This window comes from Clostridium sp. AM49-4BH (assembly GCF_003478335.1).
Lineage (GTDB): Bacteria > Bacillota > Clostridia > Lachnospirales > Lachnospiraceae > Butyribacter.
This window is the reverse complement of sequence record NZ_QUFB01000021.1, coordinates 1-17,716: the sequence shown is the minus strand read 5'-3', so window position 1 is coordinate 17,716 and position 17,716 is coordinate 1. Positions and strand designations below refer to the sequence as shown.

13 protein-coding genes are annotated in these 17,716 nt (G+C 42.7%); all 13 read right to left on the bottom strand.

Annotated features, from left to right (window positions below; genetic code table 11):
• Positions 1-36: 36 nt before the first annotated feature.
• The 13 genes from dnaX to DW981_RS07445 all read right to left on the bottom strand — a co-directional run bounded on the left by dnaX (position 37) and on the right by DW981_RS07445 (position 17,509).
• Positions 37-1,611 carry a DNA polymerase III subunit gamma/tau gene (gene dnaX, locus DW981_RS07505; RefSeq protein ID WP_118507311.1) on the bottom strand — a complete coding sequence of 525 codons (1,575 nt, stop codon included), beginning with the start codon at positions 1,609-1,611 and terminating at the stop codon, positions 37-39.
• A gap of 95 nt (positions 1,612-1,706) precedes the next feature.
• Positions 1,707-2,786, bottom strand: coding sequence for an ATP-dependent 6-phosphofructokinase (locus DW981_RS07500; protein ID WP_118507291.1), 1,080 nt, complete (start codon positions 2,784-2,786; stop codon positions 1,707-1,709).
• A 66-nt stretch (positions 2,787-2,852) separates the two neighbouring features.
• Positions 2,853-5,096: a glycogen/starch/alpha-glucan phosphorylase gene (locus DW981_RS07495; RefSeq protein WP_243034689.1), complete on the bottom strand. Its 2,244-nt coding sequence runs from the start codon at positions 5,094-5,096 to the stop codon at positions 2,853-2,855.
• A 155-nt stretch (positions 5,097-5,251) separates the two neighbouring features.
• Positions 5,252-7,864 carry a transglutaminase-like domain-containing protein gene (locus DW981_RS07490; RefSeq protein WP_182434188.1) on the bottom strand — a complete coding sequence of 871 codons (2,613 nt, stop codon included), beginning with the start codon at positions 7,862-7,864 and terminating at the stop codon, positions 5,252-5,254.
• A complete protein-coding gene (locus DW981_RS07485) occupies positions 7,857-8,951 on the bottom strand; it encodes a DUF58 domain-containing protein (protein WP_118507289.1) in 1,095 nt (364 codons plus the stop codon). Before DW981_RS07485 ends, DW981_RS07490 begins: the two co-directional genes overlap by 8 nt.
• Before the next feature lie 19 nt (positions 8,952-8,970).
• Positions 8,971-9,930, bottom strand: a complete 960-nt coding sequence (locus DW981_RS07480; protein WP_243034688.1) for a MoxR family ATPase — start codon at positions 9,928-9,930, stop codon at positions 8,971-8,973.
• Positions 9,931-10,123: 193 nt separating this feature from the next.
• On the bottom strand, positions 10,124-11,920 hold the full coding sequence (locus DW981_RS07475; RefSeq protein WP_118507288.1) for an L-fucose isomerase: 1,797 nt from the start codon (positions 11,918-11,920) through the stop codon (positions 10,124-10,126).
• A gap of 117 nt (positions 11,921-12,037) precedes the next feature.
• Positions 12,038-12,325 carry a hypothetical protein gene (locus DW981_RS07470; protein WP_147352625.1) on the bottom strand — a complete coding sequence of 96 codons (288 nt, stop codon included), beginning with the start codon at positions 12,323-12,325 and terminating at the stop codon, positions 12,038-12,040.
• Positions 12,326-12,683: 358 nt separating this feature from the next.
• Positions 12,684-14,186: a hypothetical protein gene (locus DW981_RS07465; RefSeq protein ID WP_118507286.1), complete on the bottom strand. Its 1,503-nt coding sequence runs from the start codon at positions 14,184-14,186 to the stop codon at positions 12,684-12,686.
• 229 nt (positions 14,187-14,415) lie between these two features.
• Positions 14,416-15,060, bottom strand: a complete 645-nt coding sequence (locus DW981_RS07460) for an ABC transporter ATP-binding protein (RefSeq protein ID WP_118507285.1) — start codon at positions 15,058-15,060, stop codon at positions 14,416-14,418.
• 40 nt (positions 15,061-15,100) lie between these two features.
• A complete protein-coding gene (locus DW981_RS07455) occupies positions 15,101-15,862 on the bottom strand; it encodes a hypothetical protein (RefSeq protein ID WP_118507284.1) in 762 nt (253 codons plus the stop codon).
• The gene (locus DW981_RS07450) at positions 15,859-16,719 is read right to left on the bottom strand and encodes a hypothetical protein (RefSeq protein WP_118507283.1); all 861 of its coding nucleotides are present in this window, start codon (positions 16,717-16,719) and stop codon (positions 15,859-15,861) included. The genes DW981_RS07455 and DW981_RS07450 overlap by 4 nt, the downstream gene beginning before the upstream one ends.
• The gene (locus tag DW981_RS07445) at positions 16,712-17,509 is read right to left on the bottom strand and encodes a hypothetical protein (protein WP_118507282.1); all 798 of its coding nucleotides are present in this window, start codon (positions 17,507-17,509) and stop codon (positions 16,712-16,714) included. The genes DW981_RS07450 and DW981_RS07445 overlap by 8 nt, the downstream gene beginning before the upstream one ends.
• Positions 17,510-17,716: the final 207 nt, after the last annotated feature.

Here is a 17,716-nt window from a genome sequence, read left to right as displayed (position 1 = left end):
GAAGTTTATCGCAATCATCCATTTCGTTAGATCCTACTACTGAATCTCGATTCCGTCAAACTGAATCAGCTCCATCACGTCCGGATACATAGCGTCCGTCTGCGCATCCACCGTGCGGGTCAAGATCACAACTTCTTTTTGGATCAAAGAGCCAATGATCCGTTTTAACTGCTCCAGAGCATCTCCCTCTTTCTGCGTAAAATACTCCTCATTCAACGGATCTGTGAACTGAAGTACCAGTCGATCATCATCCGGCACCGGTCTGCACTGGTCAAGCATATTGCGCATGACCGGGTCACACATAGCACTGACGTCTCTCCATCTGCCAAGCACCGCTTTAACATCTTCTCCAATTGCCTTTGGCATGATCTTTGGTGTCGAAGCAGGCTTCTCATCCGCCGCCTGTACCGTTTCCGGGACACTTTGCGTCTGCTGCGGTGCTGCAACAATACCTTTTTCCAGCTGTGCCTCAATATTTGCAATACGATCTTTTAACGTCGTAATATCCTGCTCGGTATCCATCTGCGGCTTACACAATTTGATCATCGCAACCTCTGTCAGAACACGTTTTTGCGATGCGAAACGCAAATTGCCGGACAGATCCGATAATATACGTATATAACGGATCAATGTTTCCGTATCCGCAAGCGTCGCCTCTTCTTTCATCTGCGCTAAACGCTCTGTCGAAACATCCAGCATGTCCTCTCCTTGATCGGATGCAGAAAGCATCATCAACCCACGAAGATACCACACATATTCGTTGACAAACTGTGTAAGATCGCGCCCATCGATCAAAATTTCACTAACGATCTCCACGCATCCAACGGCGTCCCCTGCTACCATCTGCCGAAACAAACGGCTGTACACCTCTGTATCTACCGCCCCAAGCACTTCCAGTGCTTTATCGTAAGTCAACGTCTCACCTAAGTTAAAGGCGATGCATTGATCCAATAAGCTAAGCGCATCACGCATAGAACCATCCGCAGCTTTAGCAATATAACGCAATGCCTTATCTTCTACCGGGATCTGTTCACGCTGCATAAGATCTTGCAATCTTGCTGCTATCGTATCGATCGAAATTCGCTTAAACTTGTATTGCTGACAGCGCGATGTGATCGTAATCGGTATTTTGTGTGCCTCTGTCGTTGCCAAAATAAACACAACGTATTCCGGAGGCTCCTCTAATGTTTTTAGCAGCGCATTAAATGCTCCCGCTGACAACATATGCACCTCGTCGATGATATAGACCTTAAATCTGCCTTCTGACGGAGAATATTGCACTTCATCGATAATGTCTCGAATATTGCCCACACCGTTATTGGAGGCAGCATCAATCTCGATGACATTCATGGAAGTCTGCGCCGTTATTTTACGACACATCTCGCACTCTCCGCAAGGACTGCCATCTATCGGATGCTCACAATTGACTGCCTTTGCCAAAATCTTTGCCACTGTTGTCTTACCGGTACCTCTGGTGCCACAAAACAGATAAGCATGCCCGATGCGATCCGCCCGAACCTGATTTCTGAGGGCTGTCACAATATGATCCTGCCCCTTTACCTCGTCAAACTCCCCTGGACGAAACTTTCGATATAACGCTGTATACGACATTTCCTCAACCATGCCTTTCTATCTGTAATCAATACCCCTTATGTTAAGGACAACGCATTAGCACAGGCCTTTGCGTCACAATCTCTGTCCATTTTTTACAGGCTGTCTCCAAAACAGATACCCATGTCTTTAATTTCTTGGATCAGCGGATCCTTTGGATCTACCATTTTAAGCTTACCGGCTACTTCCTCCAGCGGAACAGGAACTGTTTTGCCATCGCGCATACCGACCATATATCCATACTTCTCATCAAGGATTAATCTGGCTGCCGCAGCGCCCAGTCTCGTTGACAGCACGCGGTCATAAGGGCACGGTTCACCACCGCGCTGCATATGTCCCGGTACCGTAATACGTACTTCCTGTCCGGTTCTCTCCTCGATCTCATGTCCGATCCGATAAGATACCGAAGGATACGTAGAATTCTTCCGTTTCGCCTTAAACTCTTTCTTGGACAATTCGGCCTCTTCTTTTGAAATACATCCTTCCGCTACCGCCAAGATTGAAAATCGCTTGCCCTCTTTGGTTCTCTTCTCTAAGGCCTTTACGATGGAATCTATATCATATGGGATCTCAGGAAGCAAAATAATATCAGCGCCACCTGCAATACCTGCATGCAATGTAAGCCATCCAACTTTGTGGCCCATAACTTCGACGATAAACACTCTTCCATGAGATGCTGCTGTCGTATGAATACAATCGATCGCATTTGTCGCAATATTCACTGCGCTTTGGAATCCAAAAGTGATATCCGTTCCCCAGATATCATTGTCAATCGTCTTTGGCAGAGTAACTACATTGCACCCCTCTTCATGCAAAAGGTTTGCTGTTTTGTGTGTGCCATTACCACCCAAGATAACAAGACAATCCAGTTTCCACTTCTTATAATTGGACTTCATCGCCTCCACTTTGTCCAGGCCATTTTCATCCGGAGTGCGCATTTTCTTAAATGGCTGACGCGATGTGCCAATGATCGTGCCACCCTCCGTCAAAATACCAGAGAAATCTTTTGGTTCCATCTTGCGATAGTTGCCATAGATCAGACCCTTGTAGCCTTCCAAAACACCATAGATCTCTACATCCGGGCAGTTTTCATATAATGTCTTGGCAACACCCCTCATTGTTGCATTCAAGCTCTGGCAATCTCCACCACTTGTCAAAAATCCAATTCTTTTCATGGTTTTGCTCCTTTCCTGTTTCATGTACGCCCGTAATCTTCAAACGAAGAATTTCGAGCGTACATTTTATTTTAATTTCCAAATATCTTCATTGTACTGCGCAATCGTGCGGTCAGAAGAGAAAAATCCCGCTTTTGAAATATTCACGATCATTTTCTGTGCCCAAGCATCACGATCCTCGTAATCCTTAAGCGCCTGCTCTTTGACCTTAATATAATCTTTGAGATCAAGCAATGTCATAAACCAATCTTTGGTCACGATCTCCATATACAAACGGATCAAACTCTTCTTATTACCAATCGCAAACATCTCCTTGCTAATAATAAAGTCAACAAGTTTTGCAATTTCAGGATCTGCGTCATAGATCTTTTCTGCACTGTAAGCTGCCTTGTCATACAACGCAATGACATCTTCACTGGATTCACCAAAAATATAAATATTGTCATCGCCAACAAACTGATGGATCTCTACATTGGCGCCATCTTCCGTACCAAGCGTGATCGCACCATTCAGCATGAATTTCATGTTACCGGTTCCCGATGCTTCCTTAGATGCGAGTGAGATCTGCTCTGAAATATCTGCTGCCGGAATAACCTTCTCCGCATAAGTGACGTTATAATTCTCTAACATGACAACTTTCAGATACGGACTCACTTCCGGATCCTTACTGATCAACTCTGACAGGCAGAGGATCAAGTGAATAATATCCTTTGCGATCGTATAGGCAGGAGCCGCTTTGGCACCGAAGATCATAGTGATCGGCGTCTTTGGCTTATTTCCCGCCTTAATGTCCATATATTTGTAAATAATATACAATGCATTCATCTGCTGTCTCTTATATTCATGCAGACGTTTGACCTGAACATCAAAGATGGAATGATCGTCGATCGTGATTCCCTCTTTATCCTGCAAATATTGCTTAAATTCTGTCTTCTTGGTCTGTTTCACATTCAAAAGAGTCTTGACAAATGCCGGATCATCTGCAAATTTCTGCAGGTTTTCCAATTCAGAAGCATCCTTTTTATAACCCTCACCGATCAGATCCGTGATCAAAGATGTCAGTTCATGGTTACAATGCAGCAGCCAGCGGCGGAATGTGATACCGTTTGTCTTGTTATTGAACTTATTTGGATAAATATCCTTAAACGGCTTCAACTCACTCTTCTCTAAGATTTCCGTATGCAGTGCTGCAACACCATTTACACTAAATCCATAGTGAATATCGATATGTGCCATGTGCACGCGCTGATCCTTATCAATGATCGCAACGCGTTCATCCCCATATTTTTCTTTCGCCTTAACATCCAGCATCTTGATAACCGGGATCAACTGCGGCACTACTTTCTCCAAATACCAAATCGGCCAAGTTTCCAGTGCCTCTGCCAATATCGTGTGGTTTGTGTATGCACACATCTTAGATACAATGTCGATTGCTTCGTCAATATTAATATCACGAAGTAACAGCAGACGGATCAACTCCGGAATAACCATCGTTGGGTGCGTGTCGTTAATCTGGACGACTGCATAATCAGCCAGATCATGAATGTTACTGCCCTTAGACACCGCCTCATCAATGATCAGCTGCGCTGCATTGCTGACCATAAAGTATTGCTGATAGATACGAAGCAGTTGTCCCTGATAGTCACTGTCATCCGGATACAAAAACAATGTAAGATTACGGCGGATATCCTCTTTATCGAAGTTAATTCCATCTCCTTCAACAATACTTTCATCTACAGTATCAAGATCAAATAATTTGAGTGTATTACACTGGTTATCATATCCTGTTACATCAATTTCATACATGACCGACTGCACTGTCTGCCCACCGAAAATAACCGGATAACTCACATTAGTACGTCGCAAGACACTCGGATCCGTAATCCACGGATTTGGCGTCTCTTTCTGCAAATTGTTTTCGAATTTCTGCTGAAAAAGTCCCAAATGATAATTCAAGCCGACACCGTCTCCCGGAAGACCAAGTGTTGCGATCGAATCCAAAAAACATGCCGCCAAACGGCCTAATCCACCATTACCAAGAGATGGCTCATTCTCTATTTCCTCAATCTGTGCCAAACTCTTACCATGCTCTTTCAACGCATTGGCTACCTGATCGTAAATTCCTAAATTGATCAAATTGTTTGAGAGCAGCTTACCGATCAAAAACTCCGCTGAAATGTAATAAAGTTTCTTCTTGCCCTGAATCTGACCCTTCTGCTTTGCGATGTCTTTCGTTAACTGCAATAATCCTGCATAAATTTCTGCATCACTTTCTCTGGCTGCGATGCTTTGGATCTCATTCTCGTACATAATGTCCTCCATCCGTATTAAATTAACCATTTTCGCAATGTCCCACCCATCGGCAAAACACTCCGATGATATTTTACCACATTTTTTTTGAAAAGAATAGAACAAAAGAGCAAAACATATGTTTTGCTCTTTTGTCATCAAATAATATACCAGCGTTAACGTGGGAACATCAAGAGAAACAGGACTTTACGCAATTTACCGACACTGTTTCGAATAGCCTGTACGTATTCTCTCGTCTGTTTCCAGAACTTCTGCTGTTCCTCCGGCGATATATCATCGGGACTATAACCGCTGCGCCAGATCGTCTCGATATACCATTGCCGCTGCTCTTGCGAAACTGCTCCCTGTAAATTGGTTTCTAAAAGCTTCTGCAGCCCCTGTTCACCAGAACCTTTTGGTACGGCATTTCCGGCAAGCCACAATGCATCCATCAGATAAGAGATACTGCGTCCAACCGCAATTTTTCCCTTCTTCCTGCTCGCTGTCACGATCCTATGTTTTCGATTTTCCTGCCGCAGTCTAAAACACAACACGACAAAAATCACAAGCAAAACAAGCAAAATCAATACTATCTGCGGTACTGTCAAATGAACGGACCGCTTCTGTCCATTGTGATGATCCTTGGCGTTCTTTTCGCCCGACACATCCGCTTTCTGCTTTGGTGTTGGAACAGGTGTCGGTTCCAGCGTCTCAAGCGGCTCTTCATCCGGTTCCTGTGTGATAGCTGCCGCTGTCTCCGTTGGCTCCGGTGTGGCACTCTGCGCTTCTGCCGGTGCTGTCGCCTCTGCCGATTGGTCATCTCCTCCATTCCCTGCCGTAGACGGCGTCATATCCCACGGCATCCATCCAAAGTGTTCGCCATATGTCTCCGTCCAGGCATGTGCATCAGAATCAATCACCGTCGCTGTGTACTTTCCGTCTTTCCCTTTATGAAAACTCTTCTTAGAAAGCCGATAACCGGATACATATCTTGCAGGCACACCCAGATCACGAAGTAATATCGTTGCCGCTGTCGCATAATGCTCGCAGTAACCTTTCTTTTGTCCAAACAAAAAGTATTCCGCATAGTCCTGCCCTGCCGGTACGCTGTCAAGCTTCAAGCTATAGGAAGTGTTTTCCGCCAAAAGCTCTGCAACACCATTTACCGCCCACAAAAGATCTCCTTCTTGGTCCGCTGAATAATAACCCTTAAAATATTTTTGGACAAGCTTTTTATATTTTTCTAACTCCGGTGCATTGTAGGATCCATAATGTCTCGAAGCATACTCCGTATATTTCTTTTCTATAGACTGTTCGATACTGCTGTACTCTAACGTATCATCCGAATCGTAATCGTCTTCGTACAAACTCGGATCATCAATTGAGGAAATATATGATTTCTGCTCCGTTTGTGACATTAGATAATAATCTGTCGTATAGGATTTCTTAGCCCGCTTGATCTCTCCATCTCCGATCAGTTTCACGACCGTGTCCGACGAGTTGCTGTCCCCCGTCTTCAAATTTGCAAAATACGGCAAAAACGCTTTGCCGCCAATGGGTGACATTCCATGATATTCCACTGTGATCTCGCCATTCTGTATCGCACTTTGCAGACTTTTTGAATAGGAAGCCTCCACTGCCAGAACTCCATAGTTCTGCCCCAAAAGGTATGTTTGCACATCTTCAAACTGTTCCTTAAACTCTTTGTCGTCTCCCGCAGACCATACACCATTATGATACGTCTCACCGGTAAAACCGCGAAAATACAGATCACTATCCGGTTCAAAATCCAAGGTGACCGTCATAATCTTTTTGCCGGTGTAATGCGGTGCAGTATTGCTCATGATGCCCTCGCCGCCAATGCCACCTTTGCTACGCACAAACTGTGCCGCCTGCTGGATCTTTTCGATCAACTGCTTCTCCAACTTCATCTCTTTACGCTGAAAAACAGCCGAATGCTTCAAAACCGGTTTCTCAATCTTATGTGTTACGACACCACCGACGCACATACTTACCGCCAGCAAAATACAGGCAGCAACTAACGCAGGCACGATGTTGTGCGGCATCATTTTGCGCCAATGTATTCGAACCATTTTGGTACGCGTTTTCGTACGCTTGCTCTGTTTCCGTATATACTCATATTGTCTGCGCAGCATATTCCAGACACGATCCCGCAAATTTTCTTGAATACTGGTAATATATCCTGACTTTCTGCGAAACATTTTACACAACAACAAAATTACCATGCCGGCAATTAACTGGATGATTGTATTTTTGCCCGGTGCCCTGCCACAGCACAAGCAGCCGGAGATTGCCAGATAAACCGGCGTATACGCTAATATCTCCCAAGAAAGCTGCAGCATCATAAATGCCGCCAGATAACCGATCAAGATGCATCCAAAAATAAGCGCCATGTCTGCATGTCCATTCACTTTACGCAAGCTTTCTGCGATCAGCCCACTGCCTGTATAAGCAGAATATCTTTGATTGACCCTGTCTGCAAAATACATCGCACTGTTCATAAGCGCACGGTATTTTACCCAGACAAACAAAGCCAATACGCATAATATTGCAATATGACCGATCACCGCTGCTTTACGGCGATCTATCATAGAAACCACAGTAATTAACACGGCTGCGATTCCAAAAAACAGCACAGCTCTCTCTCTGTGAATCGATGCATCAAACGTTTGGCTCAACATGCAAACCGTTCCGTTCATGATCAAAAACAACCCTGTAACAGCAAGCAGTCTAAGCAGCAACTGCGAGAGAAAACTTCTTTTACTCATCTCGTTTCCTCCCCTCTTGCTCCAAGGCAAATTCTGCAATCTCTTCGCCATCCAATGTCTGACACACTTTATCCGACAAGATCCACTCTGCCGATTGTGATTGTCCATATCTATCCTGATAGGCAATTCGCATTTGATCAATATCTCTGCTGCCAACCAGCATATCTACACGCAGCAGCGCAATACAATCATTCAGATCACCTTCATCTTTTATTTTGCATCTTCCTACCGCATCCTCTAGGCAATACACCAAAATGTGTGCACAGCCTTTTTGCAGCAGCTTAATGGATAGTGAAAACAAAAATGTGATATAAGCAAGAAGCTGTTCTGCATCTTTTTCCGGTGCCAAATAAATAACCGGCATAATATTCTGCTCAGAAATAAATTCGTACACCATAATCTCATCCCGCTTCGCCGATAGTTTCCAATGTATATTGTGCATACGGTCTCCCGGACGGTATTCTCGAATCTCTGATACTTCCGGTGGATTCTTTTCCATTGATGTACTGTCGTCTCCCTCTTGCTCCAAATGCTGTGTATGATATTTAACTCCCGCCGATATTCCTATTTCATGATAAACCGGCAAGACTGCCAGCACTTCACTTTGATCCAGATTGCGACGCGACACACCGATACTCGTAAATCCAAAGTAATCATAATGTCTCACAGATACCAACCGAAAATAAACACCTCCCGGATATGAAGGCGTCCACTCTCCGCGAATTCGTATCGGCTGTGCCGATCTGCGCTGCAGACCTCCCGGAAGCATGCAGTCTATAATGATCTCCCCTGTCGTATCGTTCAGCACGTGATATGCCTCTACGACAATACGAATACGACCAGATGGCAAAAAGCAGCGATTCTGTGCCAAAACTGCTAATGTCATTTGCTCGCCGGAGGCAACTGTTTCTGTGATTTTGTCAAAAGAAAACCGAAGTTTGCGAAAAAAAAGTAAATGAAAACCTAACAAAAGCAGCAAAAAGCATACGATCCATACTGCACAATAGAGCATCCCCGTACTATGATAGATCAATGCCACATACACTACGACCCCTGCCGTAATGAGTCCCGTAATAAAATTTTTCATCCGTACCCCCCTGCATTTCTTAACGTCTTGCAGCAGTCGGCTTTTTCACGTTCTGCATTACTTCGATCAAAATAGATTCTGCTGATCTCTTTGCCGCCTTTGCTTTAGCGCTTCGCACGAGCCTATGTGCCGCAACATCCAAAAAGATTTCATCAATATCCCCCGGGATCACGTAATCTCTGCCATGTAAAAATGCGATTGCTTTGGAAATACGCATCAGTGCAACGCTGCCACGTGGGCTGACTCCCAGCTCGATCAATGGATTGATTCGTGTTGTCTGGCAAAGTTCACACAAATAACGATAAATATCGTCTGCCATATAAATCTGTTCCACTAATTTTTTGCAATACAACAACTGCTCTGCATTGATTACCGGCTGTAACGCTGCCTTGTCATCTTGAATCTGACGTCCTTTGACAATTGCAATTTCATTTTCTAACGATGGATATCCAAGACTTGTACAAATCATAAAACGATCCAACTGGCTCTCCGGTAAAAGCTGTGTTCCAACACTTCCCGCCGGATTTTCTGTAGCAATGACCACAAACGGTTCCGGTACTTTTCGTGTTACACCATCTACTGTCACATTTCCTTCTTCCATAACTTCCAATAATGCTGACTGTGTCTTCGGTGAAGTTCGATTGATCTCATCCCCCAAAAACAAATTGCACATCACTGCTCCGGTCTGATATTCAAATGTTCCCGTCTGTTTCTGATACATCGAAAAACCTAATAGATCGGATGGCATGACATCCGGCGTGAACTGCAGTCGATTATTCTGCAGTGCCATTGTCTCTGAAAATGCCATCGCAAGCGTTGTCTTACCGACACCCGGTATATCTTCCAATAAAATATGTCCTCCAGCCAAGATCGCTGCCATTACTTTACGAACACACTCTTCTTTACCAATTACAATTTGATTTACCTGTGCCAAAACCTCTGCTACTTTCTGCTGACACAAGATCATGTCATCTCTCATTTTTTTCTCCCCTCTTTCATTACGTTATATGCCTCAAACTTTGCACATCAAAAGAAACGGAGAGGCGTAGTCCTACGACTACGCTTCTCCTACATATTCTCACCTGACACAGGTGCAACACTTTCTGCTCTTCTGAAAAGTTACTACAAAACTCTTCCTCACATTAAATGCAGCCACCCCTGTGTCCAATCTTTTATAATTTGTAAAGCGGGCCATAAGCTGCGCATGCTCTATAATCCTGACCCTCTTTATCCATACCAAATGCATTCCATGCAGCTGGTCGGAAAATATCTTCCTCCGGCACATTGTGCATACATACCGGAATACGAAGAATGGAAGCCAATGTGATCAGATCCGCACCAATGTGTCCATAACTGATCGCACCATGATTTGCTCCCCAATTGTTCATAACATCATAAGCTGTCTTAAATGCACCCTGACCCGTTGTGCGTGGTGTAAACCAGGTACAAGGCCATGTATAATCTGTTCTCTTCCACAACTTGTCAGATACTTCATCCGGAAGATTTACGGTATAACCCTCACAGATCTGTAATACCGGACCCAAGCCTTTGACAATATTGAGACGGATCATAGTAGCAGGCATCTCCGCTCTCGTTAAATAACGGGAGGAGAAACCGCCTCCACGGAAATATCCGGAATCAGCACAGCACCATTCTGTTGCGTCCAGACATGCCTTCTGATCTTCTTCTGTCATCTCCCAGAAAGGTTTCATGACACCATTGCCATTCTCATCTTTCACTTCACCACAAGCATCCAGACACGCTGCACCGGAATTGATCAAATGCAGGAAACCACCTGCCTCTTTCGCAATACCCTCTAACTCATAGCCGGTTGTTCTCTTTACAGCTTCCGGACTCCAATAAGTACGAACATCTGCGAAAATCTGTGCTCTTCCGGTAAGCAGTTTCATGAAAAGCATACCAATACCGTTGAGTGTATCGTTCTCTGTTGCTAAAACATACGGCTCACGCGCTCCATTCCAGTCAAAGGAGGAATTGAGCAGTGCCTCTGCATAATCACCATTCGGATAAAAGTCGGTCCACTGTCTCTGACCCTGAAAACCTGCTGCGATCGCATTATGTCCTACCATCTCTTCCTCTCTGCCTTTCGGAAGATTTGGATTACCGTTCATTAAATCTTTGATAATGCACATCATCTTAACAACAAATTCCCAATCGCGTTCCTTCTGCTCATCGCTTCGTTTCACGATCTCAGGATTCTTATCCCATCCCTCACGGCAATGAGACTTTGTCCAAGACATTGCTTTCTCAAACTCTGCTTCATCGTATATACCTTCTGTCATTCGACGAATGATCTCCACCTCATCAACAGACTCAACACGCATTCCTAAATATTCTTCCATAAAGGAGGAGTCTACGATAGATCCTGCAATACCCATACAGATCGATCCGATCTGCAGCCAAGATTTGCCTCGCATCGTTGCTGCCGCTACGGCTGCACGACCAAAACGAAGTAATTTTTCCTTAACGTCTTCCGGAATCTCCGTTGCATCCGCTTCCTGCACATCTTTGCCATAAATACCAAATGCCGGCAAACCTTTCTGTGCATGTGCTGCCAATACTGCTGCCAAATATACTGCTCCCGGACGCTCTGTACCATTAAAGCCCCATACACCCTTAATCGTATCTTTGTCCATGTCCATAGTCTCGGATCCATAGCACCAGCATGGTGTCACGGTCAATGTAATATCCACACCTGCTTTACGGAACTTATCTGCACAAGCCGCTGCTTCTGCTACACGTCCGATTGTCGTATCCGCAATGATAACTTTGACCGGTTCTCCATTGGAATAACGGATATTCTGACGGAACAGCTCTGCCGCACTCTTAGCCATATTCATCGTCTGTTCTTCCAAAGATTCACGAACCTTAAGCGGTCCTCTTCGTCCATCGATCGTCGGACGAATTCCAATCACCGGATAATCCCCAATTAGTCTGCTTTTTGCCATTTGCTACTACCTGCCTTCCTTGAATATATTTTCACACCCTGATACCTTTTTATTTTACTGCATTTTGGCAGAGAATACAATCATCAGAGACTACAAAATTTCACGGTTTTAACTTATCTATTTTATATAGTTGTTTTTCTTCATATAATGCTTTAGTTTCCAATAATCCGAGACTTTCGCATAATTATCTTCCTCAGGAAGCAACATAATCCTTGACTCTGATTTTTTTACACAACCAACTGTATGTATCGTTTCTTTCTCTCCTGAGATAGTGATTTCTGATGCCATTTTATCTGGAATAAATACTCCATCTTTTCCTATATCTTCCGCATATAGTGCCATCTCCGAATCTATCACATATACACTCTCACCTTTCTGAAAACCACCAGCAATATTTTTTACCACTTTCAGCTCTACGAGATTACATGCTTGATACGTATTCTCCTGGCTATCTTTTTTGTATAATGTTTCTACTTTTTTAACAGTTGCGACGCACGCCTTCGTCTTCAAAAACGGTAATACACTTTTTGATTTCAATGGAACAAAATCAATCACTCCTGGTTTTTGTATAGCTGCCTTCTGCGCTGATACTGTTGCTTCTCGATAAAACGTTTCCTTTGTTTATGTTACAGAATCCACTTGCACCATTATAGGTGCTACCCACAATGCCAACAGAGCTACCAAAGCTACCAAACATACTACACACACAGTTCCTGCAATTTTTTTCCTCATAAGAATCCTCCTCATTTGATTGTAATAGATATTACATTGCGTGTAAATGACTATGCGATATAACTACTTTCTTCACGTTCTTATTCTTCAAAAAGGCTTTCTTTAAAGTTGTCTTTGCATGTTTCACCTTGGTCAATCTGCTGAGGTCTAACACTTTCACAGACGTGTTTTGAAGTATTTTATAATTAGAAGAAGCCGGTTCATAAACATAATCCGTATCTTCAAATAGTCTTGCCTGTTTATCCAAAACTCCTGCAAAATCATAATTTTTAAGCCAAGTTTTTAATCCATTTTTATTATTTGGCAGCGTGAGACGTTTTAACGCTAATCCTTTCAACTTTAATGAATACAACTTGCTGCATTTTGCTAAATTTATTGTTTTTAATTTCTTGCAGCCAATTACTTTCAACGCTTTCAGCTTCTTGCAATTTGATAACTTAAGCGATTTACATCCCTTCTTATCAAGACTGGTGAGTGTAAGATATTGCATTGACTTTGGAAGCTTTACTTTGAAAATCCCATAGCTGGCACATTCTAATGTATTAAGACGGCTGCATTTAGAGGCATCTATTGCTGCGCATTTAGCACTAACAGATAAGCCCTTCAATGCTGCCATTTTGCCGAGGCGGACCTGCTTGATCGGATATTTCCCAGATTGCGTAACACTGGCCAAACGGAGTGTCTTATTGACCGATGACAGATCAAGCTTATTTATTCTGCAACCGGTAACAGACAACTCTGCGATGTTCTTGCTTTTCTGCAGATCAAGCACTGTGACAGGCGAAGCTTTCTCTTTTCCATTTTGAATTACATTAAGCCCAAGTGACAGATATTTGAGTTTATCCATCTTTCCATACTGCAGCTTCTTGACATATGTTTCCTTTAAGCCCAATGTCTGCAGATTTGGTGTGTTTATTGTGTATTCATCCGGAAGGTTACAAGTCTTGATCAACAGCTTCTTCATCTTCTTTGAGACAATCTGCATCTTTTGCACTTGAACGCCTTCCAACGACAAACTTTCACACTGCATAGAATCATCTATAACAATAGATGTATTCTTCGCCAGCATTTGTTTATCAGAATCCTTATATCTGGCATCTACAGGATCTGCATAAGCATAATTAACTCGAATTGTTTTTACCTGTTTGGTATACTGGAAAAGATCACTTGCAATCTTATAGCTTGACTGAGGTTTTCCACTTCGACCAACTGATATACTTTTTAGTTCTGCAAAATACTCCACACCCTTAAAAGAGGTAATGCCTTTGGCAGTGCGAATTACATTTTCCTGAACTCCTGTATTTTCTGTTGTCTCAATAACGATCAGTTCTGTCAGTTTTTTCTGTTCTGATGTGTCAAGTATTTGATCTTTGTTGCTGTCGTACTGTGCGGCAATTTGACGTATCTGTGCATCCGGGAAGTTTTGTTCGTTAATACCTATGCCGTTACTTGCCGAAGCAGTTCCATTCCCCATAACAACTGCGGTTCCTCCAACAATTAACATTGCAAGCACATTTTTTACTAGTTTTCTCATATCGAAATCCCCCTTTTGATAGCATTTAGACTTTATTATCTCCACTGGTCTTTCATACACATCATCTCTTCAACATTAGATCATAAAGTACAAAATGAATGTATGTAAGATGTCCACTTCTTATACTTTTAGTACATCAAAAAAAAGATGATTCGTCAATATGTTCCAAACAATCTTAATAATTCTTAAGAATTAAACACTCTCTCCTCCCCTCATAAAATTTTACCAATCACATTGACACTGCCTTAGCCGTAAGCACACCATTTTCCATATGAAACAATCCATCTACCTCCTGCTCCACAAAAGTATGATCATGACTGACCACCACAACCGTACAGCCTCTTTGAACTTCTTCCAAAACCACCTTTTTGAACGCATCCTTCGCATCCGTATCCAAACCATTCGTTGGTTCATCAAGCAGCAAAAGGTCCGGGCTTGATAGAATTGCCTGCGCTAACACTGCCTTCTGTTTTAAGCCCAGCGACAACTTTGCAAATCTCATGTTCTTTCGGTCTGTTAATCCCATTCTCTGAAGCGTCTCTTCTATCTTCTTTTTGTCACATCCACCGCTTAATTTTGCATAATATTTCATATTCTGATACACGGTCATATCATCATATAATCCTATATTTTCGATGCTTAAACCTATATTTACCACCTGCGTCAGTTTCTTCACTTTCTTGCCGCCGTAGTGCACTTCTCCGTCATCCGGATGGATCAGTCCCGCCAGCAGACGCAGCAACATTGTCTTACCACTTCCGTTTTCTCCGATAATTCCATAAAGTTTTCCTTCCTCCAGCGTCAGATCTACTCCTTTTAATACCTCTTTACCACCCAGTTTTTTATTGACATGAATCAACTCAATTCGTTCCATTTGTGTTCCTCCCTTTCTGTCTGTCCGGCAATCTGCTCCGTCAATATCCTTTACTTTCAATTTTAATAAGATCGATATGCTCCAGCCACTTGGCACAGGCTAAAATAAGAGCTGTAATCTCTCCCACAAACACAGTCAGCATTTTCAAAAAACCTATTTTCCCTGCCGTTGTATAAACAAACATAGCGCATGCCGGATTTAATGCAAGCATCCACATGGCATCCTTATATTTCCGGTAAGGTTCATACATTCCGATCATGATCAATGCAGCTAACACGACAGCCCCAACGATACAGGAAGCACTCCGTCCAATCCGAATATCTGAAACCACCGTAAACACAGCCGCAAAATATACCATCATAAATAATGCCAGCCATGCTTTCGGCAGCACTGCGGAATGCGGAATAACCAGTCGTTTATGCACATAGTAAGAACTAAGTTCGTAAACAATGGTCAAATAAATCCCCATATAGACTGCGCATATAACAGCCAACCCTGCCATCCTGCGGACAAGCCATTTCGTCCGCCTGTGCATCCGCACCAATGCGTAGACTCCCTGATTCAGGATCTCTCTACTGAGATAATCATGCATGACAAAAATAAACACAATCAATACAAACAGATTCTGCATACCCAGCGTCAATGAATGTGTTTTCACCACTTTAATAGAATCAAAGATGCTGCTGACAAACATATCATCTGTCGTATTTCCCGGATAACAGGTTCCAAACAGAAATGTAAGATTATTGAAAAAAGCCAAAAAAACAGAAGCAATCATCAAAAAAATTATTTTCTTTTTCAAAAGTACATCTCCAATCCCCGGATTCGTCTCACCGCAATCAATATCCCTGACAATAATACAAGACCTATATTTATGAGCAAAAATATTTGTGTATACCCTGTATTCCAACGGTCGCCAACACATAGGACATAGCTCAGATCGAATCCCTTAATATACTGTGAGTAACGCATCGTAAAATAAAAGCATCCATATAATAATACAAACACCAAGGCAAAGCTTCTGGTCAGCCACAGGCTGCAGGCATATGCGAACAATCCAAGCACGCCTGCAAACACTGCGATCACTATGCAAAATACAAACAGATAGAGTACCGTATGTGTCACATAATAGCCCATCAGAGGCATCGGATGATTGTCTGCCAGATCCATGTAATATAATTCCGTGTATCTTTCCCCAAATGGTGTCGGATAGGCTTCCCCATAGGTCAGCTCACATGCCAGCAGATTCAAAGCATAACACACAAACACCATAACTGCATTCCCTGTAAAGTACGCCATTGCCTTAGCAGACAGATAACGGAACGGGCTCGTCCGCTGCATGACCAAAGCTGCATTGCGGCTTCTTTTCGTCTCCTCATACCACGCTGACACACAGGGAAATGCCATGAGAAGCGGAAAAACCTTGATAAATATCGGCTGATATTTATTGAAACTCTGATATGCTCCCATAAAATAGCCGCTTGCGGCATACGGTTCCTTGACAAATCCCCGGATTATCCAACTGGCGGTGTGTAGATAATCTGCCGCAGCATACAAAAACAACACCATAAACGCAAGCCAAAAACTCCGCTTATGAAATAATCGGTAAAGTTCACTGACATATACCCGCCATATACTGCTGTATTTCTTTTTATTCATTACCTGTACGCTCCTTTCGTTTCCAGTTGGCTGCAAGTTCTGCATAGTTATCTCCCACGTAATATCTCAAGATTGCATCTTTGGTGCGATACCATTCTTGTAAGATCCCTGTTCCGCATGTAAAAAGATCATAATCAGATAACTCTTCTAACGTATATACTTTTCCTTTTTCAATGATCTTAAGGGTCTGGCTGTCAGAAAGCCGCAATGGAGATATATCCCAAGATGCACTATTGCCTGTTGAATAATTTATTGGCAGCTTAGCTCCATGCGTCTCAAACTTTTCTGATATATCTGAATTTACTATTTTATCGTAAACCAACAAATAACATTCATTCTGACGAATCATAGGGGTAATATTACTTGTCTGATATATATTGTCTTTTTTTGGAATATAATTACAGGAATACGTAACCGAAATCGTCTCTCCCTCTTTGACAGAGCCATCACTCTTAATGCTCTTAAGCAACTTCATATGTCCTGTTGCTGATCCTGAAGTTTTTATAAAATCATCGGACACATAGAATACTCCTACATTTACATACTCATCGTACACATGCTTTAATCCCTTTTTCGTACGGTATTCTTTTATACCATCCTGCCACGATGCAGTAACGTCATCCTTCTGTCCAACCAGATCATTGAGATCAAATTGCACTTTCATGTTATCCCATGCCGACATTCGCGTTCCGGATTTAAATATCGAATGTGATATAGTATCTCGGCAGAGGATCCCGGCACCAAGACAAATCATACATACTACACCTATAAAAATGAATTTCACTTTCATATATTTCTTTCCCTCCTATTGTGAGGTAGTGTCAAAAGACTACCTCTTTTTTGTTCTAAAACCTTTATTTTAGGGAGTTTGCAAACAAAAAGAGCAATCCCCCCTATTTTCTGGTATAATGTCAATCGCCAAACCAACAAAACAAGAAACGAGGTTATTGCTCATGGACATTATACTTTATTTATTAAATTACATCAATTACCAACG

Excerpts from the sequence above, each read along its gene's own strand:
- dnaX (WP_118507311.1), bottom strand. The coding sequence starts at position 1,611 with ATGTCGTATACAGCGTTATATCGAAAGTTTCGTCCAGGGGAGTTTGAC.
- DW981_RS07500 (WP_118507291.1), bottom strand. The coding sequence starts at position 2,786 with ATGAAAAGAATTGGATTTTTGACAAGTGGTGGAGATTGCCAGAGCTTG.
- DW981_RS07495 (WP_243034689.1), bottom strand. The coding sequence starts at position 5,096 with ATGTACGAGAATGAGATCCAAAGCATCGCAGCCAGAGAAAGTGATGCA.
- DW981_RS07490 (WP_182434188.1), bottom strand. The coding sequence starts at position 7,864 with ATGAGTAAAAGAAGTTTTCTCTCGCAGTTGCTGCTTAGACTGCTTGCT.
- DW981_RS07485 (WP_118507289.1), bottom strand. The coding sequence starts at position 8,951 with ATGAAAAATTTTATTACGGGACTCATTACGGCAGGGGTCGTAGTGTAT.
- DW981_RS07480 (WP_243034688.1), bottom strand. The coding sequence starts at position 9,930 with ATGAGAGATGACATGATCTTGTGTCAGCAGAAAGTAGCAGAGGTTTTG.
- DW981_RS07475 (WP_118507288.1), bottom strand. The coding sequence starts at position 11,920 with ATGGCAAAAAGCAGACTAATTGGGGATTATCCGGTGATTGGAATTCGT.
- DW981_RS07465 (WP_118507286.1), bottom strand. The coding sequence starts at position 14,186 with ATGAGAAAACTAGTAAAAAATGTGCTTGCAATGTTAATTGTTGGAGGA.
- DW981_RS07460 (WP_118507285.1), bottom strand. The coding sequence starts at position 15,060 with ATGGAACGAATTGAGTTGATTCATGTCAATAAAAAACTGGGTGGTAAA.
- DW981_RS07450 (WP_118507283.1), bottom strand. The coding sequence starts at position 16,719 with ATGAATAAAAAGAAATACAGCAGTATATGGCGGGTATATGTCAGTGAA.
- DW981_RS07445 (WP_118507282.1), bottom strand. The coding sequence starts at position 17,509 with ATGAAAGTGAAATTCATTTTTATAGGTGTAGTATGTATGATTTGTCTT.